The organism is Tenacibaculum sp. SM2510 (assembly GCF_057002845.1).
Genome location: NZ_CP192703.1, coordinates 1,111,795 through 1,131,521, shown reverse-complemented (window position 1 = coordinate 1,131,521; position 19,727 = coordinate 1,111,795). Strand labels below are relative to the sequence as shown.

20 protein-coding genes and 2 pseudogenes are annotated in these 19,727 nt (G+C 30.2%); 8 read left to right on the top strand and 14 right to left on the bottom strand.

Translation table 11 applies throughout. The features are described from left to right. Nucleotides 1-219 precede the first annotated feature (219 nt). A complete protein-coding gene (locus tag ACQ629_RS05110) occupies nucleotides 220-1,158 on the top strand; it encodes a calcium/sodium antiporter (RefSeq protein WP_483706870.1) in 939 nt (312 codons plus the stop codon). A gap of 220 nt (nucleotides 1,159-1,378) precedes the next feature. Here the strand turns inward: ACQ629_RS05110 and ACQ629_RS05105 are convergent, their stop codons facing one another. Next, nucleotides 1,379-2,404, bottom strand: coding sequence for a glutamine synthetase beta-grasp domain-containing protein (locus ACQ629_RS05105; RefSeq protein WP_483706868.1), 1,026 nt, complete (start codon nucleotides 2,402-2,404; stop codon nucleotides 1,379-1,381). Between the two features lie 188 nt (nucleotides 2,405-2,592). On the opposite strand from ACQ629_RS05105, the gene ACQ629_RS05100 reads away from it, so the two are divergent. The 3 genes from ACQ629_RS05100 to ACQ629_RS05090 are packed head-to-tail and all read left to right on the top strand — an operon-like array spanning nucleotide 2,593 to nucleotide 6,475. Next, on the top strand, nucleotides 2,593-4,776 hold the full coding sequence (locus tag ACQ629_RS05100; RefSeq protein WP_483706867.1) for a glutamine synthetase III family protein: 2,184 nt from the start codon (nucleotides 2,593-2,595) through the stop codon (nucleotides 4,774-4,776). Further along, the gene (locus ACQ629_RS05095; protein ID WP_483706866.1) at nucleotides 4,776-5,243 is read left to right on the top strand and encodes a GNAT family N-acetyltransferase; all 468 of its coding nucleotides are present in this window, start codon (nucleotides 4,776-4,778) and stop codon (nucleotides 5,241-5,243) included. The genes ACQ629_RS05100 and ACQ629_RS05095 overlap by 1 nt, the downstream gene beginning before the upstream one ends. Nucleotides 5,244-5,296: 53 nt before the next feature. After that, complete coding sequence (locus ACQ629_RS05090) at nucleotides 5,297-6,475, top strand: AIR synthase related protein (RefSeq protein ID WP_483706865.1); 1,179 nt, start codon at nucleotides 5,297-5,299, stop codon at nucleotides 6,473-6,475. A 57-nt stretch (nucleotides 6,476-6,532) separates the two neighbouring features. Here ACQ629_RS05090 and ACQ629_RS05085 read toward each other — a convergent pair whose 3' ends face one another. Both ACQ629_RS05085 and ACQ629_RS05080 read right to left on the bottom strand, forming a co-directional pair. Next, the gene (locus tag ACQ629_RS05085; RefSeq protein ID WP_483706864.1) at nucleotides 6,533-7,117 is read right to left on the bottom strand and encodes a hypothetical protein; all 585 of its coding nucleotides are present in this window, start codon (nucleotides 7,115-7,117) and stop codon (nucleotides 6,533-6,535) included. 38 nt (nucleotides 7,118-7,155) lie between these two features. Beyond that, a complete protein-coding gene (locus ACQ629_RS05080; protein ID WP_483706863.1) occupies nucleotides 7,156-7,734 on the bottom strand; it encodes a hypothetical protein in 579 nt (192 codons plus the stop codon). 328 nt (nucleotides 7,735-8,062) lie between these two features. On the opposite strand from ACQ629_RS05080, the gene ACQ629_RS05075 reads away from it, so the two are divergent. Next, nucleotides 8,063-8,926 carry a winged helix-turn-helix domain-containing protein gene (locus ACQ629_RS05075; RefSeq protein ID WP_483706862.1) on the top strand — a complete coding sequence of 288 codons (864 nt, stop codon included), beginning with the start codon at nucleotides 8,063-8,065 and terminating at the stop codon, nucleotides 8,924-8,926. A gap of 130 nt (nucleotides 8,927-9,056) precedes the next feature. On the opposite strand, the gene ACQ629_RS05070 is transcribed toward ACQ629_RS05075, so the two are convergent. The 8 genes from ACQ629_RS05070 to ACQ629_RS05035 all read right to left on the bottom strand — a co-directional run bounded on the left by ACQ629_RS05070 (nucleotide 9,057) and on the right by ACQ629_RS05035 (nucleotide 15,064). Continuing rightward, nucleotides 9,057-9,653, bottom strand: coding sequence for a hypothetical protein (locus tag ACQ629_RS05070; protein WP_483706861.1), 597 nt, complete (start codon nucleotides 9,651-9,653; stop codon nucleotides 9,057-9,059). Beyond that, the gene (locus tag ACQ629_RS05065; protein WP_483706860.1) at nucleotides 9,646-10,152 is read right to left on the bottom strand and encodes an RNA polymerase sigma factor; all 507 of its coding nucleotides are present in this window, start codon (nucleotides 10,150-10,152) and stop codon (nucleotides 9,646-9,648) included. Before ACQ629_RS05065 ends, ACQ629_RS05070 begins: the two co-directional genes overlap by 8 nt. Further along, complete coding sequence (locus ACQ629_RS05060; RefSeq protein ID WP_483706858.1) at nucleotides 10,139-11,026, bottom strand: alpha/beta fold hydrolase; 888 nt, start codon at nucleotides 11,024-11,026, stop codon at nucleotides 10,139-10,141. The genes ACQ629_RS05065 and ACQ629_RS05060 overlap by 14 nt, the downstream gene beginning before the upstream one ends. A gap of 309 nt (nucleotides 11,027-11,335) precedes the next feature. Then, on the bottom strand, nucleotides 11,336-12,463 hold the full coding sequence (locus ACQ629_RS05055; protein WP_483706857.1) for an acyltransferase family protein: 1,128 nt from the start codon (nucleotides 12,461-12,463) through the stop codon (nucleotides 11,336-11,338). A 90-nt stretch (nucleotides 12,464-12,553) separates the two neighbouring features. Further along, complete coding sequence (locus ACQ629_RS05050) at nucleotides 12,554-13,429, bottom strand: LytR/AlgR family response regulator transcription factor (RefSeq protein WP_483706855.1); 876 nt, start codon at nucleotides 13,427-13,429, stop codon at nucleotides 12,554-12,556. 27 nt (nucleotides 13,430-13,456) lie between these two features. Then, nucleotides 13,457-13,792 carry a hypothetical protein gene (locus ACQ629_RS05045; RefSeq protein ID WP_483706853.1) on the bottom strand — a complete coding sequence of 112 codons (336 nt, stop codon included), beginning with the start codon at nucleotides 13,790-13,792 and terminating at the stop codon, nucleotides 13,457-13,459. Between the two features lie 206 nt (nucleotides 13,793-13,998). Beyond that, entirely contained in the window at nucleotides 13,999-14,499 is a 501-nt protein-coding gene (locus ACQ629_RS05040) for a hypothetical protein (RefSeq protein ID WP_483706852.1), read from the bottom strand. A gap of 76 nt (nucleotides 14,500-14,575) precedes the next feature. Further along, nucleotides 14,576-15,064 carry a hypothetical protein gene (locus ACQ629_RS05035; protein WP_483706850.1) on the bottom strand — a complete coding sequence of 163 codons (489 nt, stop codon included), beginning with the start codon at nucleotides 15,062-15,064 and terminating at the stop codon, nucleotides 14,576-14,578. A gap of 253 nt (nucleotides 15,065-15,317) precedes the next feature. Here ACQ629_RS05035 and ACQ629_RS05030 point away from each other — a divergent pair. Next, a pseudogene (locus tag ACQ629_RS05030) lies at nucleotides 15,318-15,524 on the top strand (IS110 family transposase); the annotation flags it as partial. Nucleotides 15,525-15,647: 123 nt separating this feature from the next. Here ACQ629_RS05030 and ACQ629_RS05025 read toward each other — a convergent pair. Then, a complete protein-coding gene (locus tag ACQ629_RS05025) occupies nucleotides 15,648-16,583 on the bottom strand; it encodes a proline dehydrogenase family protein (protein WP_483706849.1) in 936 nt (311 codons plus the stop codon). 103 nt (nucleotides 16,584-16,686) lie between these two features. Here ACQ629_RS05025 and ACQ629_RS05020 point away from each other — a divergent pair, with 103 nt between their 5' ends. Then, on the top strand, nucleotides 16,687-17,118 hold the full coding sequence (locus tag ACQ629_RS05020; protein WP_483706848.1) for an Lrp/AsnC family transcriptional regulator: 432 nt from the start codon (nucleotides 16,687-16,689) through the stop codon (nucleotides 17,116-17,118). Between the two features lie 261 nt (nucleotides 17,119-17,379). Further along, nucleotides 17,380-17,622 (top strand): annotated as a pseudogene (locus ACQ629_RS05015) (IS110 family transposase); the annotation flags it as partial. A gap of 291 nt (nucleotides 17,623-17,913) precedes the next feature. Here the strand turns inward: ACQ629_RS05015 and ACQ629_RS05010 are convergent. Then, the gene (locus ACQ629_RS05010) at nucleotides 17,914-18,630 is read right to left on the bottom strand and encodes a lysostaphin resistance A-like protein (RefSeq protein ID WP_483706847.1); all 717 of its coding nucleotides are present in this window, start codon (nucleotides 18,628-18,630) and stop codon (nucleotides 17,914-17,916) included. A gap of 481 nt (nucleotides 18,631-19,111) precedes the next feature. Then, the gene (locus ACQ629_RS05005; protein WP_483706846.1) at nucleotides 19,112-19,612 is read right to left on the bottom strand and encodes a GNAT family N-acetyltransferase; all 501 of its coding nucleotides are present in this window, start codon (nucleotides 19,610-19,612) and stop codon (nucleotides 19,112-19,114) included. Nucleotides 19,613-19,727: the final 115 nt, after the last annotated feature.

Here is a 19,727-nt window from a genome sequence, read left to right as displayed (position 1 = left end):
TTAGTATTTCGAACTGTAATAAAACAAAGAGTGTTTTTAAATGAATACTTAAAACTAAAGTAAAAAGTGTTTAAATAGCAGCTATTTTTAGTTGTTTGATTATTGATAGCTAAATAAAAAGTGTTATTTTAAAAATTAGATGAAGGTGTTTTTTGATGTATTTGAAGGTTGTAATTTTTGATATCAAAGCAGTATCTTCGCAAAAAATAATAATATTACATGAGTGTTGTATATATAATAATAGGATTGATTTTGTTGGTTTTTGGAGGTGAGTTTTTGGTTCGTTCTTCTGTGGGGTTATCTTTTAAGTTGAATATCTCTAAAATGGTAATTGGTATGACGGTGGTTTCTTTTGCAACTTCAGCACCAGAGCTATTAGTTAGTTTACAGGCTGCTTTAGATGGTTCTCCTGCAATTGCCATAAACAATGTTATTGGGTCTAATATAGCTAATATCGGAATGGTTTTGGGTATAACAGCCTTAATTGGTCCTATTGCAATAAGTAAAGATTTTTATAAGGTAAATTGGCCAGTGATGATGTTGTTCTCTCTAGCTCTTTGGGGAATGTTGAATTATAACAACGATTTAAACGCAATTGAAGGAGGTATTTTGTTAGTAGGTTTAGCGCTGTTTTTAGTGTATTTAATTAAAAATGCGAAATCTGATGAGGATAATGAAGAGGTAGATGATGCGTTGGCAGAAGTAAGTTATTTTAAAATAGTTGTTTGGTTGTTAATTGGTGGATTAGCATTGTATTTTGGTTCTGAATTATTGGTTGACGGGGCAAAAACATTGGCAAGAGATCAAGGAATTAGTGAAGGAGTAATATCTGTAACGATGATTGCTATTGGTACAAGTGTTCCGGAATTAGCAGCTTCAGTAATAGCGGCAATAAGAGGAGAAAAGGCAATATCATTAGGAAACTTGTTAGGATCTAATATTTTTAACATTGCTTCTGTATTGGGTTTAACTTCTATGATAACAACAATAAAAGTAACAGAGCCTCAAATATTAAATGAAGATATATTTTGGATGTTAGGTTTCGCTTTTATTTTGTTGCCTATGGCTTATTTTTATAAGAAAAATGAAATAGGAAGAGTCAAAGGTTTTGTGTTGTTAATAGGATATGTTTCTTTTGTCTATTTAGCTTTTAAATAAAATTATAAAACTATTTTTCTTTTTGATAAAACTTTATCAATTGAGTGAATAAAATTTATATTACTTAGCTTTTAGATTAGTTTCCGATGTGATTCTTTATCAAAAATCATTCAAATTAAAATACATAAAAGATACTGTTTAATTATATAAAACAGAAAAGCCTTTAAATTAATTTAAAGGCTTTTTAGTTGTTGTTAGTGTGTGTTGTTATGGAAATAATTTATTTGAATTGTTCGCTTACTGGTTTTACTGTTTTAATAATTCTCGCTGCAATTTTATAAGGATCACCGTTAGAAGCAGGTCTTCTGTCTTCTAGCCATCCTTTCCAGCCTTTTTCTACAGTAATTATTGGTATACGTATTGATGCACCTCTGTCTGAAACACCAAAACTAAAGTCTGTTATAGAAGCTGTTTCATGTAAACCTGTTAAACGTTCGTCATTGTAAGCTCCGTAAACAGCAATATGTTCTTTAGTTACAGGTCTAAATGCTTCACAAATAGTTTCATATATTTCTTGAGAACCACAGGTTCTTAAAACTTCATTAGAAAAATTAGCGTGCATTCCAGAACCATTCCAATCTCCTTTTACAGGTTTAGGATGGTATTCTATGTAGTAACCAAATTTTTCTGTTAATCTATCTAATAAGTATCTAGAGATCCAAATTTCATCACCCGCTTTTTTTGCTCCTTGTGCGAATAATTGGTATTCCCATTGGCCAGAAGCAACCTCTTGGTTTATTCCTTCAAAATTTAATCCTGCTTCAATACACAAATCAGCATGCTCTTCAACGAAATCTCTACCATGTGTATTTCTTCCGCCTACAGAGCAGTAGTACATTCCTTGTGGTCCTGGGTAACCGCCTATAGGGAACCCTAAAGGTAGTTGAGTTGCTGTATCCATAATAAAATACTCTTGCTCAAACCCAAACCAAAAATCATTATCATCATCATCAATAGTTGCTCTTCCGTTAGTTTCGTGCGGAGTACCATCAGCATTCATAACTTCTGTCATAACTAAATAACCGTTATCTCTTGCAGGGTCTGGGTAAATTGCTACCGGAACAAGTAAGCAATCTGATGCTCCACCAGAAGCTTGTTTTGTAGAAGACCCATCAAAAGACCAATTTCCTATTTCTTCAATTGTTCCTTGAAAATTATCGTGTTCTTCAACCTTTGTTTTGCTTCTTAGGTTTTGTGTTGGTTTGTAACCGTCTAACCAAATGTACTCTAACTTAATTTTTGCCATGATAATATCAGAATGTGTTTATAATCAAATTCAATGCAAAAATGAATATTTTATCTTTAATATTAAAATATACAGGGGTAAAACTTTAAAAATTAACTTTAATTTAATCTTAACCCTATTTTTTAGGGGGTGTTATTTAAAATAGATTATATTTTGTATTTTTGATGTCGAATTTTACACCATATATAATGTCAACTTTAAGATTTAGCGCTTTAAAAGAAACTTTACATAGAAAACCTGTTTTTATAGAAGAAAAAGGACGTCGTTCTGAATTGTTCGGAAAAAATGTTTTCAATGAGCAAGCAATGCGTCAATATATGACTAGAGATGCTTACCAGAGTGTTATGGATGCAATTGAATTTGGAAGTAAAATAGATAGAAAAGTTGCCGATCAAATAGCGGTTAGTATGAAAGATTGGGCGCTGTCTAAAGGAGCAACACATTATACACACTGGTTTCAGCCGTTAACAGGAGCAACAGCTGAAAAGCACGATGCTTTTTTTGATACTATTGAAGGAGGTGGCGCAATGGAGCGTTTTGATGGAGAGCAATTAGTACAACAAGAGCCAGATGCATCAAGTTTTCCGCATGGCGGAATTAGAAATACATTTGAGGCTCGTGGTTATACAGCTTGGGATCCTACATCGCCCGCATTTATATACGGTACAACATTATGTATACCAACTGTTTTTGTAGCGTATACGGGGGAAGCATTAGATAATAAAGCGCCTTTACTTAGAGCTTTACAGGCTGTGGATACAGCTGCAACAGCGGTTTGTAAGTATTTCGATAAAAATGTATCGAAAGTGAATGCCACTTTGGGTTGGGAGCAAGAATATTTTTTAATTGATACCGCTTTAATGTCGGCACGCCCTGATTTAATGATGACAGGAAGAACTTTGTTAGGGCATTCACCTGCAAAAGGACAGCAATTAGATGATCATTACTTTGGTTCGATTCCGGACAGAGTGATGAGTTTTATGCGTGATTTAGAGCAAGAATGTATGCAGTTGGGAGTTCCTGTAAAAACACGTCATAATGAGGTTGCTCCGAATCAATTTGAATTGGCGCCAATTTTTGAAGAAGCCAATTTAGCGGTAGATCATAATTCGTTATTAATGGATGTGATGGAAAAAGTATCGCAACGTCATCAATTTAAAGTGTTATTTCACGAAAAACCATTTAAAGGAATTAATGGTTCGGGAAAGCATAATAATTGGTCTTTGGCAACGAATACCGGAATTAATTTATTGAGTCCGGGTAAAACACCAATGAAAAATTTACAATTTTTAACCTTTTTTGTAAACACTATAAAAGCAGTTCATGATTATGAAGAATTAATTAGGGCTTCAATTGCGAGTGCAAGTAACGATCATCGTTTAGGAGCAAATGAGGCGCCGCCAGCAATTATATCTGTATTTATTGGTTCACAATTATCTGCTGTGCTAGATGAGTTGGAAAATGTAACTAAGGGGAAATTATCACCGCAAGAGAAAACAGATTTAAAGCTGAATATTGTAGGTAAAATTCCGGAAATACTGTTAGATAATACAGATAGAAATAGAACTTCTCCTTTTGCCTTTACAGGAAATAAATTCGAGCTACGCGCTGTTGGTTCTTGGTCTAATTGCGCTGGTCCTATGACGGTTTTAAACACCATTATAGCAAAGCAATTAAAAGAGTTTAAAATAGAAGTAGACGAGTTGATTGATGCTAAAAACCTTAAAAAAGATGAAGCAGTATTTAATATATTAAGAGAGTATATTAAAGCTTCAAAGAAAATTAGATTTGAAGGAGATGGTTATGGAGATGCATGGGAAAAAGAAGCTTTAAAAAGAGGTTTAAGCAATAATAAAACGACTCCAGAAGCATTGAAGGCTAAAGTTTCTAAAAAAGCGATATCGCTTTTTGAAGAAATGAATGTAATGAATAAAATAGAGGTAGTCGCGCGTCACGAAATTGAATTAGAAGAATATTCTAAACGCATTCAAATAGAAAGTAGAGTTTTGGGTGATATTGCAAGAAATCATGTAATTCCTACAGCAATTCAATACCAAAATACATTAATAGAAAATGTAAAAGGATTGAAGGAGATTTTCGGAAATGGATTTGAGCAGTATGCAAAAGAGCAAATTGATTTAATTAAAACTATATCGAGCCATATTGCAGAAATTAATTCTAAAATTGAAAAAATGACTGAAGAGCGCAAGAAGTCGAATAAGCTCATTGGTCAAGAGAACGCCGATAGTTATTGCGATAAAGTAAAACCCTTTTTTGATGAAATAAGGTATCATTGTGATAAGTTAGAATTAATGGTAGATGATAATTTATGGCCTTTAACTAAGTATAGAGAATTACTATTTACCAGATAATGTTATCAGAAATTAAATTTAAAAGAACAGATATTAGTAATAGAGATTTTATTGATTTGGTAAAATCTTTAGACGCATACCTAACTATTATAAACGGAAATGAAGATTCTTTTTTTAAGAACTTTAATAAAGTAGAGGATTTGCAATATGTAATTGTTGCTTATGTAAATGATATTCCTGTAGGTTGTGGAGCGTTTAAAATTTTTGATGCAAATAGTTTAGAAATAAAAAGAATGTTTGTATCTCCTAAGTATAGAGGTAGAAAAATTGCACAAAAAATTGTTGCTGAACTAGAAAAGTTGGCACAAGAATTAAATTATAGATATTGTATATTAGAAACTAGTATAGAAATGAAGCCAGCAGTTAGCTTTTATAAAAGCGCTGGATATTTAGAAATACCAAAATATGGGCAATATAAAGAGGTTAAAAATAGTATTTGTTTCAAAAAAGAATTAAATATAAATTAAATAGGAAAGCCTTTTGAATTCTGTTAAATTTGCAACCAACAACAACACAACACATGAGTAACGAGGTATCTAAACGCTACGCACAACGAGGCGTTTCAGCATCTAAAGAAGATGTGCATAATGCAATTAAGAATATTGATAAAGGTTTGTTTCCAAAAGCTTTCTGTAAAATTGTTCCAGATTATTTAACAAATGACGATGATTATTGTTTAATCATGCATGCTGATGGTGCAGGAACAAAATCATCTTTAGCATATATGTATTGGAAAGAAACAGGAGATATTTCTGTTTGGAAAGGAATTGCACAAGATGCATTAATCATGAATATTGATGATTTATTATGTGTCGGAGCTACCGATAATATTATGTTATCATCTACAATTGGGCGTAATAAAAGTAAAATCCCAGGAGAAGTTTTATCAGCAATTATTAACGGTACAGAAGAGTTAATTGAAGACTTAAAAGGTTTTGGAGTAACTATTCATTCAACAGGAGGTGAAACCGCTGATGTTGGTGATTTGGTGCGTACAATTATTGTAGATTCTACCGTAACTGCCCGTATGAAACGTACAGATGTTGTTGATAATGCAAATATAAAAGCAGGCGATGTAATTGTAGGTTTAGAATCTTTCGGACAAGCAACTTACGAAACAGAATATAATGGTGGAATGGGTTCTAACGGATTAACGTCTGCCCGTCATGATGTTTTTGATAATTATTTAGCGACTAAATATCCAGAGAGTTATGACGCAGCAGTTCCTGCTGCTTTAGTATATTCTGGTAAAGCAAAATTAACAGATGCAGTGGAAAATTCGCCAATTGATGCAGGTAAATTAGTGTTGTCGCCAACAAGAACATATGCACCAATTATTAAAGAAATTTTATCCACATTTAATTCAGATACTGTTCACGGAATGATTCATTGTTCTGGTGGAGCGCAAACTAAAATTTTACATTTTGTTGATGAGCTACATATTGTAAAAGACAATATGTTTCCAATTCCGCCTTTATTTAAATTGATACAAGAACAATCTAAAACAGATTGGAAGGAAATGTATCAGGTATTTAATTGCGGACATAGAATGGAGGTTTATGTATCGCCAGAAATTGCTGAAGATATTATCACTATCTCTAAAAGTTACAATGTAAATGCTCAGATTGTAGGTAGGGTAGAAGCTTCTGAAACTAAAAAACTGACTATAAATAGTGAGTTCGGAACTTTTGAATATTAAAATAAAAAGTATTTTTATATATAAAAACCTCAGTTGTTAAACTGAGGTTTTTTACTTTTAATTTAAAACGGAATTATGTAGTTTTATTTCGTTCAAGGTTTTCCAAACTTTATGTTTAAACTCTTTGGGCGAAAATTTAAATAAGATGATGGTTCTTTCTTCTTTTTCTAAATAATTACTTTCGATTAAAATATTTAAAGTAATTAGTTTATTAGTAGCAAAGCGATCGTAAGTATTAATATGTCCTTTAAAAAAAGTAGTTGACTTGTACTTTTTTGTACTGGTTATTTTAGCAGAAGCATACTTTTTATCAGCGGTAGCATTCATATCAACCTTATTTAAACTGTTAAAATATTTTACTAAATCGAGTTCTAGTTCTTCTTCTGTAATTTCTCTATTTACATTAATACTCCAAGCATATGTGTATGACCAAAAAAACGTGTGCTCTGGATTTATCCAACCTTTAGGAGGAAACCTAATATCACCTACACCAACATAGTTCATACTTCGTGCAGGAAAACGAAGAACTTCTTGCCCCCAAGTGGAATCAAGGACTATTAAATTAAATTCATTTTTTTGAGAGAAACTGTTTATGGCGCCAAGCAGCAGTAAAACAATAAGTAAAATGGTTTTATTTTTCATTGTGTTCGGTTTTTATTGAAAATAATAAGTGTTTCTGATTAGCAGCCAAATAATTCTATGCTCATTTTGTTATTTTCATTTTTTATAATAAAAGGAATTTTCTCTAAAGTGCATCTTGGTTCAATAGTAAAATGAATATATCCTTTTACTTGAAAACTCTCGCTGTTAGTTCGTTTTATTTTTTGATGATATACGGTGTTTTCTCGCACCCAATTAATAGTTCCGTTTACAAAAGGGTGCTCATCATATTCTTCTGTAGAAAGAGGAGTTTCAATAAGTTTTCCTACTCGTTTAAAGTGAGTTGTCTCGTCAAAAGAAATCTTAAATTTACCTTTAAAATCTCGTTTCGCGTTAGGGGAAACAAAATGAGCGCCATTATTTAATTCCATGGCTATAGATAAATCATAACTATTATTTTTTTGATTTTCTAAATTAAGTTTTAGTTTATAAGGTGCAGACGAGTTTGTTTTTATACTGTCAAAATAATTTATCGGACTTTGATAGTTTTGATATTGAATAGCGTTACTTGTTATTAAGGTTTCAGGTTTTTGAGTTTCTTTCTTACAACTGATGATGAAAATTAAAAAGAAGCCTAAGGCTAGTAATACGTTTTTCATTTTTTTGAGATTTAAATTAGTTTTACCCGTTATGCATTTTGATAAGATTCTGTCAATTCGAGTGAGTTTTACGATTGAAATGAGTAAAACTTGTATCGAGAATTAAAGCTTAAGCAGTTAAAATAGTTTTCGATACAATTTTAGTACGATTTTTTTAAACTTAAAATGCAGAATGGATTTAGTTTATTTTATAAAAGAATCAATTTATTATTGAATTCGTTTCGTTTGATAAAAATAAGGCTAGGTACTTTAAACTATGTCAAAAAAATGTAAAAGAAGTGTGAACAGTTGTAAAAAGTCATAAAAATGTATGTTATTTACCAAGATTATGAATAAAAATAAGATTTATATATATAGTGGCTTTGCTTTTTTTCTTCTTTTAGGATGGTTTTTTTCTACTACAAATAGTAATGGAGACTTTACCGAAAGAGTAAAGGTTTCTTTACGAGATGTTGGTGACCAATTATTGCTTTCAGATAAAGATTCAATATCGTTGGTTTTACCAATTATCGAATTAGAAAATAGGAGGTATAAATTATCTTTTCAAAAAGAGTTTTCTTTTGAGCCAGACAATTTAGTTACTTTTATAAATGCTAGTTTTAGTAAAGTAAAATTACCAAATGATTATAGAGTAGAAGTATTGCGATGTTTAGATAGTCAAGTAAGTTATAGTTATCAAAACAGCGCTTTAAAAAAGGATACAATTATACCTTGTAGAGAACGTGTTTTACTTAAAGGATGTTATGTTATTCAGGTTGTATTCCTTGTACAAGAAGTTCCTTTTTGGAAAGGTAATTTCTTTTTAATAGCATTACTTCTTTTAGTAATCGTTTTTATTTTTGATATGCTGTTTTCTAGAAAAGAGGAAGCTGTTAATATAAGAGAGAATGTAGAAGAATACACTACAATCGGAAGCTTTCAGTTTTACCCAACACAAAATAAACTGGTAAAAAAAGCAATAGAAATTAATCTTTCTAAAAAAGAATGTGAAATACTAGCTGTTTTTGTAGCAAGCCCAAATCAAATTATAAAACGAGAGGAGCTTACAAAAAAAGTATGGGAAGATAACGGTGTTTTTGTTGGCAGAAGCTTAGATACTTATATATCTAAATTACGAAAAAAACTAAAGGAAGACACGTCTATTAAATTAACAAATGTACATGGCGTTGGTTATAAGTTAGAAATAGATTAATAGTTTTATATAAAAAATACAGGTTTTAATTATCTAGTTTTGCAAGAGAGGAACTAAATAAAAGTCCTCACAAACTTTTGTAAGTAGGCGAGAACTAATCATTAATTTTATACGTTGTTAATTTTTGATTTTATTCGGTTATCTCTTTTTTTAGCTTCATAATATCTTTTATTTTTTGCATTTCTTTTTTAACTCCTTTTCGAATTACAATAAAAAGAATTATCCCAATAACTACATAAGAAATATCAATTAACACAACATTCCAAAGCTTCATATATAGACTGAATTCTGGTGTAATCATATAGAAACCAATAGTATATAGCCCTATAATAACAGGTGCGATAAACGTATGAATTGTTTTTCTAAATTGATGAAATTTAATAGTGTTTTCTACTGTTTTTAATGTGCTGCTATCAAGGTTGTTAATTTGTTTTGCTTTATAAATACTAATTATTTCAATATAAATTCTAAATAATAAACCAAAAATCATTAACCCAGCACCTATTCTGCTTAACATTTCTTTTACTGGTGCAACATAAAAAAAGAATAGAGAAATTACTGCAAGTGTAACAGACAAGATTGTAATTGTGCCATAATAGAAAAAATAATTTTCTCTTTCCTTTGTTTTAATTTTTGCATATAAACTATCAAAGTTTGTAACAGAATGGTCAATGTTTTTTTTACCAATTTCCCATTTATTTTGTAGTTCTTTAAAATCGCTACTCATTTTTGTTGTTTTTTAAAATTGTTTCAAGACGTTTTTTTATTCTATATATTTTAACTCTTACGTTTATCGATTTTATACCTATAACCTCTGCTATGCTATTATAATCTTGATTTTCTAAAACCATCATAATTATTAATCGGTCTACTTTCTTTAATTGTCCAATGGCTTTGTATAGTTCTGATACATTGTTGTTTTTTGTTGTTTCAATTTCTATAACTGATGCTTGATTTTCTAGTTCTAATATCGGAACTGTCTTTTCTTTTTTATCCTTTTTAACATATTGTAGACACGTGTTTACTGTTATTCTATAAATCCAAGTTTTGTAAGAAGATGTACCTCTAAATTTGTCTAAATTACTCCATACACTAATAAATATTTCTTGAGATAAATCGTTGGCAGCATCTTTGTCACCTTTCGCAAAACCCAAACACATTTGTAAAACCATAGGATGGTGTTGGTGATAAATTGTTTCAAAAGGTTTGTTTTTATTGTTTTTCATTGATCAAAAAATCATTTACAGTTTTATAAAACCACTCTGGTTGATCAAACATTAAGAAGTGTTTGCTATTAGATGCCATTAGTATTGTTTTGTTCGGTAGGTTTGAATATTGATTTTCATAATTTTCTTGTGCTACTTTTACATTAGGGAAAGATGCGCCTAGTATTAAGGTTTCACATTCTATTTTATTTAAAACATTTCTTAAATCGAGTTTTAATAAATCTGTATACCCATAAACCCATGTTTTTCGGTCTGCTTCTAATATCCAATTTGTAATTATTTCCTTTTTATCTTCTTTAATTGTCATATTTGCAGCCATCATAGTCGCCATGCTTTTAAATTGTTGGGCATCTATTTCAAGCATTTGTTTATTGTAAGGACTTTCATAATATAAACTTTCTGCTGGCACATTAGGCATCATTACTTCTCGCATACAAGGCAACGCCTCAACGATAATAATTTTTGAGACTTTATTTGGTAGTTCAGAAGCTATATCAACAGCTAAGTTTCCGCCCATACTATGACCAATAATAACAATGTCAGACATATTATTGTCTTTTATATATTTAATAATTGAGTTTTTAATGTTTGAATACCAAGGCATTTTTATGGGCGCATTACCATTAAAACCAGCATAAGAAAAGAGATAAGATTTTTTTTCTAAATTTAAGTTCTCAACGGTTTCTTTCCATATAGTACCTGGTGTAGCAAATCCAGGAAGATATAAAATTGGTTTTCCTTGTCCAACGATTTCTAGGGTAAAAGGTTTAGTTTTTGCTATTTCGATTAGATTTTTTTTGTTGTTTAAAGCGAAGCTGTTTTTTGTGCTTAAGGTAATAGTTAATAGGATGATAATTCTAATTAATTTCGACATAATACTACTGTTTTTTAATTGTTTTTATTCCTTTGATTAAAAAAAGTAGTATTTGTTACACTTTAAAATTATTTTTTTATTTATAGCAGCTGTATTAATGGGTTGTGATTGGTGTTAATGTTTTTGTATAGTGTTAGTTACGTTGTTTTAGTGACTGATTTAGTAAATACAAACCGAATAGAAAATTCGCGAGTATTTTTGTAAGTAGGCTAGAACTAGCAATAAATTATATACGGGGTTGGCAACAAGCTTTTATTTATCGGGATATATAATTTTAGGTAAATTGATTGAATTTAAATATCAAAAGAGTTATTCTTTTTTAAATGTGTTTTTGTTTTTTTTCATACCAAAAAGTATTCTTGCTATTTTAAAAGGGTAAATGAAAAAACGGTAAATAAGCACAATTATTAAAAACGAACTAACTAAAAGAATGATAAACTTAACAGGAATATTTAAGTCGAGTTTAATGATGTAATAAGCACAAATTACAATTACTGTTTGATGTAAAATATAAAACGGATAAATAGCTTCGTTCATTCGTTTAAGGTAGAGACTAGGTTTGTTAAAGTAAACTTGTCCATATCCCAATATTGTTAAAACAAAACACCATCCTAACAGACTACACAAGGCATACCAAATATCCCAGCGAACAGAAAGGGTTAAATAAGGCTCTACAATATTATTCGGTATGAAATAGTAACTGTAGAATAATAGTGTGCTAATAATAAAACCAATAAGATGTAAGTGTCTAAATTCCTTCAAGTTTAGCCAAAATATTTTTGAGCTTGCAAACAAAATACCAGAGATGAAAAAGTAACTATAAAAGAATGTTTCTGAAAAATTTGTCAATGAAGAAGACCCAGTTGGATAATACCTTTTAAGTACTACTGTTGAAATGATAAGAGGAAGTCCGCTCAATAAAAGCCCCATTTTATAAGAAGATATTTTTTCAAACCAATTTATAAACCTTTCAGACTTTTTGGATTTAAGAAAAATAATTAAAGGAATTACAATTATAGAAATCACATAAAGATTTTCTATAAACCATAGGTGATTGGTTTCAAATCTACCTTCTGTGTATATCTGCCAGTAAGAGTTGAATTCATTGATGTATTGATAATATGTTTGAGGTGGTACAATAAAAAGCACACCAAAGAAAAGTGGAATTATAAGTCTTCCCGTACGTTCCTTAAAAAAATGCTTCCAAGTCCGTTTTGAGAAAGCGAGAACTGTTCCTGTTCCAGAAATCAAAAATAACAAGGGAAGTCTAAATTGCTCAAAGTAAACCATAATATCATCTAACAACTTGCTAGATTCTGAATTCATAATATGAAAATCATCCCCATTAAAAGGCATACCTAAATGATGGAAATAAACAGCCAAAATAGCAATAACTCTTAACCAATCTAAATCGTATCTTCTTTTTGAAATATTCATTAATTTTGTTTTTCTTGCAATGATAAAAACAAAATTAGCGTGGTTTTTAGTTAAGTGATAAATAGCAAACGATAGTGACGAAATACAAGGCTAATCATTTTTTAGGTTAGTATAGGCTTGGTTAAATTCTTGAACTTTTGAGCGAGAAACAGGGATTGTTCTTTTAGAATAGTTTTTTAAGTAAAGGGCATATCCTTGGGCATTTCCAGAAACAGATTCAATTGCGTTAAGGTTTACAATATAAGAGCGATGGGTTTTAAAGATGAACGGATAAGACTTTAATTGGTCTGAAAATTCTTTTAGTGTTAGTCTTTTTAGGTCTTTTTCATTATTGTTTGAAAAGGCATAAAATATTTCTAGATAGTTACTATCCACTTTTGCATAAAGAAAAGTCTGAATATTTAACTCAAAACTCTCCTCTTTTATTGGTGTAACAATTTGAACAGTTGTATTGATGTCATTGATATATTGTTGACTAACGGGTAGTTTTTTTAAATCATTTGAGTGCTTAATAATCAAACGTTGAAGATTTAGTGGTAAAATAATTATCAGCAATAAAATGCCGATTAAAAACGTATTTCTTATTTCTTCCCACAAGTAGCGAAAAGACCAGTTATTAGGATTTGTATAAATAAAGTCTCGAATTAAGAAGCTAACAAAACCTATAAGAAACAGAATTACTGCCAAATGCAAAAACTCCTTGCCTAAAGTCCAATTTTCAATATTTTTTACCGATTTTTTAATCAAGAATAAATAGGCAAAAGCGATTGGAATCGGTATGACGGAATGCAATACTATAATCCATAAGTTGTCTATTTTATGCTCATCAACATTTACAACAAATGGTTGAAATAAATAAGTAAAAATAAAGCTAGCTATCGCAACAAAGCAAAGTAATAGGAATACTCTTTTTAATTCCTCATAATAAAATGGATAAGGCTGTTTTATGTAGGCTTCAATTTGCATTAATTCTATTCGGTTAAGTTCGGGTGTTTAGCTTATTGCCAACTTGTTTGTGCATGATTTCGTTAATAAAAAAGGCGAAATTAATGGTAAGTACAGACCAAAGTATTTTTTTTGGTTTTCATTTTCTTTAAACTCCGTCTGGTCGGTTTGTTCCGTTGAGATTTTTTTTCCGCCTAAATTCAGTTCGATAACAGATTTTTCTATTTGGTCAATTTCTCCACTATGAAAAACAATCAATTTTCGATTAGGAATATCAAATTCCAAATTTGCAACGTTCGAAATTCCATCCAACTTTATTCGGATTAGATTTTCCTCTGAAGGACAATCCATTTTGGTAATTTCAAAAATTGTCTTTTTTAGCATTACTTACAACGTGTTTAAGCACTAAAATTAGTAAATTAAAACCGAATAGAAAATCAGTAAGAATTTTCGTGAATTGGATAAAAAGAATCAGTTAATTCAGAATTCTGTGTGAGTGTTAGCAACTCGTTAGAATAAGCACGCTTGGGTTTCTCTTTTTTTAACGAAGTAAAGATAAACTATACAACAGTTTTGATAGACATTATTAGCTATAGCTTTTTAGTTTTAAATGTGTTTTTTTCGATACCATACATTTTAAATAAATTAACAAAAGCCTTTTTTATTTTATTAATTTCAGACTGCGGTGTATCTTTTTCTAGAATAATTTTAATCCGAGAAGCTGGGTCTCCTTTAAAATGTTCTTCAGTATTTATATTAATCTTCTGGGTCTCTATTGAATTCGTCTTAAATACTATTTCAATCCATTTACTTTCAGTATTTTCTTTAACTGTAATTTCAATATACTCATTTGTATTCAAAAAATAGGCTGTTGAACAAAGTTTGAATGTTGTGCAGAATTGTATAAACCTAATCACTTTTTTTTTCTTAAATTCAACTTCCTGAAGTAAATAGTTATAATTTTTTTCAGTGCTATTAAATTTATGTATATCTATTTTTTCACCCAAAGCAATTAGCGCTTCTGCTTTAGTTTGGCTTGAACATTCAGTGTAGGTAAGTAATAAAAATAATGCAATAAATAAATTTTTCATAATTGAATACTGTTTTTAAAAGTTATGGTTTATAAGAATATATAAAGGCGACTGTGTTTATTTCTCGCTTAAAGTATTAAAAAGCACATCCATTTGGCTGAGGTGCAACTTTAGCAAGGGCTTCTGCAAACGTAACATCAAGTATGGTTTCCGAAAATCCATCACTAACAGACCCAATAAAAGCCTTAGTTCCATAACCAGAAGTGTTCATGTGTGCTCTAATAATTACCACTTGATCACCAGCTATACTTATCGTTCCTCCAGACCTAATAAAAGGTTGTTCATTTACGTGACTGTGACCTAAAATTCTACGATATAAAAGTGTGCCATCTTCTTTTAAAACCTCCCACCAATTTGCATATTGATTACACCCTGTATCTGGACTAGAAATCCCCACGTTAAAGGTGTAATTATTCTCTGTTCCTGACGAAGTAACACTTACTATACTTGCCATTTTTTCATTATAAATAACCACGCCAGTCACATCATTAAATAAAGAATTGTTGGTATTAAGAGAGCTTAAAATAGTGGTTATGGTTAAAAACAGCGTTGGCAATATTTTCATTTTTTTTATCTTTTTAAAAATTTAATTACAATAGGTGAGTGCTATTAGTTACAACTTGGTAATACTAATTGTAGATATTACTTTTAAATCGGTAACATTTTGAATCCTTTTAAATGACTTTAGAAATGCTTTGTGAAATTCTTACATTCAGTAGCTGTCTTATTATCGAGCAATGTAAAAAGATAGAAATGAACAAAGGTTTTAATAATGGTAATTTTATGCCAATTTTTAGCGGTGTCTAGTATAAGAATAGTTACGAAACCTTTTGTTTCTCTGTTTCTTCAATGCATGCAAATATAATAAAGCCTGTAAAGATATTTATGAGCGTATTGTAAACAAAGGTAAGCGTAAGAAATTAGCATTAATTGCCGTTTCAAATAAGTTAATCAAACAACGTTTTGCTATCACAAAATCTGGTTTAGCTTATGATGAAAGTTATGTTTTTGTATTGGCTAAATAATTAGTAATTACATGAAAAATACAAGTTCAAAACACTAAATAATAATACTTTGAGCTTAGAATAGTAGTGAATAAATTAAAATTTTTTTGGTTTTTACCTGAGTTCTTTGTTATGTGTAGTGCTTTACTCTATCATATCAGCGATACCTTGAAAAACATTCAATGGATATTCAGCCCAGCGATTACATAAGTAAAGATACCACTCCTTTCCATAAACCACATAGATTCGAGCATTATATCCCTTGTCTTTGATTTGCCTCAATTCTTCGTTCCTTATACCTAAAAGTCGCTCAAGAACATAATCTGTTGGTTTGTATTTGTCGATAAGTTTAATTGTTTCTTGGTGTATTTTCTCGTGATGTGAAGCTATCGAACATTTGTGGTTTTTTGCTAATAGTTTTTCAACGTACCCAAGGTAAATCTCATCAAGTTTTTCTCCTCTTTCTATTGACAATCCATTTGGAGTTTCATAAGCTCCTTTAACGATTCTGATACTGCCTGATAATGCTGATATTTCTTGAAAGTCATCCTTAGTTCTTTTGAGGTAGGCTTGAATTGTAATACCAAGATTTTTATGAATTTTCAGGGTTTCTTTATAAATATCTAGAATACTGTCCGTTCTGTCAGTCCCTTCCATACTGATTATAACTTCTTGATTTATTTTTTCCGCTCGTTTACAAATTGCTTTCAGATTATATGTTACTAATTCCTTTGAAACTAGTAATCCGATGTGTGATAAATCCAATGAAATTGATGAGTTTAGTTTTTCAGTTCCAATAGCTTTCGCAAAATTTATGAATTCAGTTGTAGCATCATTTGCCTCTTTTTCGTTACGAATGCTCTCTCCCATAAAGTCGGTCGTTACATCAAACCCTTTTTGGTTCCATTCGCGGACAGATTCCAAAGTTTCGTTTATCGTTTCTCCTCCGATGTATCGATTGGCAGCTTTTTTTAAGGCGTTAAATAATGTTTCGTTTTTTAATATAAATTCTTTCGCATTTTCATTAAGAGCAGCTTTTTTTAAACCATCCGCTCCCATCTGTAATAATAATTTTTCCATCTTGAGTAAAATTAGTTTCTCAAATTTAAGCTACATTATAAGGGTTTTGCCTTTTAATCAAATGAATATTTATAAATTTACCTTTTAATCAAATGAATTTAATATGGAAATCCTTAATAAAAAAATTATTGAAATGTTACGGCATAATGCTAGAATATCATTTGCAGAGATAGGTAGAACGGTTGGGCTTTCGGCACCTTCTGTGGCCGATAGAGTTCAGAAATTGGAAGCATTAGGTCTAATTTTAGGATATAAGGTTAAACTAGATTTGGCAAAATTTGATTACCGGATTCGGGCAAACATAGGGCTAAAGATTGATTCTTTTGGATTTAAGGTTTTTGTTTCAAAGCTGAATGAATTTCCTGAAATATTTGATTGTATAAAAGTGACAGGCGAATATTGTGTGTTATTGAGAGCTGCAGTAAAATCAGATAAAGAGTTGGAAGATTTAATTGATAGGCTTACTTTATATGGACATCCTAATACTTCTATAATTCTTTCCAATTATAATGATAGAACCTGCTTCAACGTATGAAATAATGGGTTGCATTCATGTTATCTTATGTTTGCTAACGGTATTGTATAAACGTAGCGTGTAAAAAGACGCTAACTTTTCGGATTAAACATGAGCCGAATTTTTAAATTTTATTTTATTAAAACCCAAACTTGAACATTTGGCGGTCTTAGCAAATAAATATACACAAACCTTTCGATTAGCACTTATTAGCTATGTTTTATATACGGCTTAAGTTAGCAATTTAATAAAAAGGTTAAATTTAAGAGTTATAAATCAGAAAGAATAAAAGAGAGAATTAAAGTTGGTAATAGAAAGTAACGAAACCTTTTGTTTCTCTGTTCTTTCAATGCATGCAAACATAATAAAGCCTGTAAAGATGTTTATGAGCGTATTGTAAACAAAGGTAAGCGTATGAAATTAGCATTAATAGCAGTTTCAAATAAGTTAATCAAACAACGTTTTGCAATCGAAAAATCTGGTTTAGTTTATGATGAAAGCTATGTTTCTGTATTGCCTAAATAATTAGTAATTACATAAAAAATACAAGCTCAAAATACCAAATGATAGTATTTTGAGCTTAGAATAGTAGTGAATAAATTAAAGTTTGTTTGGTTTTTACCTCAGTTCATTGTTGGTAATAGTTGTTTTATTTGACTAATTTTTTAGTAGATAATTTTTTTTCAAAACCGGGTACCTTAAAGTTTTTTATATAAACAATATTCTTTTTATAAGTTACAGGAATACATTTCTCTAGTAGATATAAATATTAAAATAGTATCTAATTCAATTTTTAGGTATATAAAAATTGCAATGCTACTGTCTATGAAAAAAATATCTAGTAATATTAGTGTCATTTTTGATAATACAAGGGCTAACAAAACTATTATAGCTTTTAAGCTTCTTCCAATATAATATTAGCATTACACCTATTACAACCAGTAATACAAACAACATACTTCCTTCTGCGCCAAATGCGCCACCTGTAAGCAAATTATTTCGGAATTCTATACTCATTATCGATGCTTTAGCTATGTTACCACTAATAGGAAAGCCATAAACAGCGCCTTGAACTAGATTCCACGAAAAATGAAATCCAATAGACATTCCTAATCGTCCTGTTATTAAAAAGGGTAAGCATACCATCATGCCATAAAGACAAAGATTTATAGATGAAATAACAGTGGCACTTTCATTAGCATAATGAGTAATTCCAAATATGAGAGATGTAGCAATGACGACCAAAAAAGCTCTTTTTGTAGAATCTTTTTTAACTTTACGTAATGCTTCATATATAACATAAAAAAGAAAAGATCTAAAAAAAATCTCTTCAACAGTTGCACCTACAATTAAGCCAAATGATTCTGAAATAAATCCTTCTATAAATGAATAATCTGAAGATTTGGTTATAAAATAACCTACGACCTCTAAATTTCCGGTTAGATACATGGTTGTAAAAAAGAGTGTTAGTAGTAAGAAGGAGATTTGAAAGCCAATAAAAAACTCATGCCGCCAAGCTTTGTTAATTTTCAAGCCATATTTTTTAAAAGATGATTTGTCAATATATTTTATTTGAATGAATAAACTTAAGATAACACAGACAAGATATATTGAACCTGATATATACCCTCTTAAAAAACTTTGATTAAAAACTTTTTGGAGCCCCAATTGTAATGGGATATTTATTAGAAAAGTTATTAATAAGAAAAGAAATATACGCCATATTGGACGTATTTTGTTGTTAGAATTGAAAATGATTTTACGCATCTGATTTTATCTGATTTTTAAATTAGACGAATCTAAATCTATAATGTTACCATTTTTCAATAATGTCTAGTCCTGAAATAAGGCTACAGGTTAAAATTGATTTTAAGTACCTAATTTCGTAAATATGCTAGAACTAGCAATGAATTATATACGGCTTAAGTTAGCGTTTGTTATTTCCATCAGATGATAGCAATTTATAGCTTGTTTTTTAAATTCACTAGAGCGCTAATTCCGTTATGAACCTAGCTCAAAAGTCCGATTTCCAATCATTGCTTGCTAAAACTATCGAAGTTTCAACTTGCCTTTCAGGTATGGACCAATAAATCTTCAATAACCTATTTTTTTCCTCGTCAGATAATTGTCTAAATTCGTATTTTTCATAAAAACTAATAGCCCAAGACGCATCCTTCCAAGTTCCGATTAAAATTGGTGTTTCTGCCATGTTTATTAAGTGCTTTAATAGTTTTCCTCCAATGCCTTTCTGTCTTGCAGAAGTTCGAACATAAGCGTGCCTAATCAGGGTTGCATCATTTTTGAATTGAATTCCCATTACACCTAGAATTGTATGGTTTTCTTTATAATTCCAGAATTCTACTCCTTCATCAATTTGAGTTTTCAATTCTTCTTTTGGCATGTAAGGCTCTTTCCACCTATCAGCAGGAATAATTCCTTTATAGGCAATTGAGGCATCATTTATTATTTCGTAGATAGTGTTGAAATCCTTTTCTTTATTACTTTTAGTTATCATTTTTCATTTTTTTTTAAATTTTTCACAACGTTTACTGTATGGTTAGTGGCGTGTTAAAATACTATAACTTTTGGTAAGCAATAAATTTATAAAAAGAAGCTAACTCTAAGGCTTA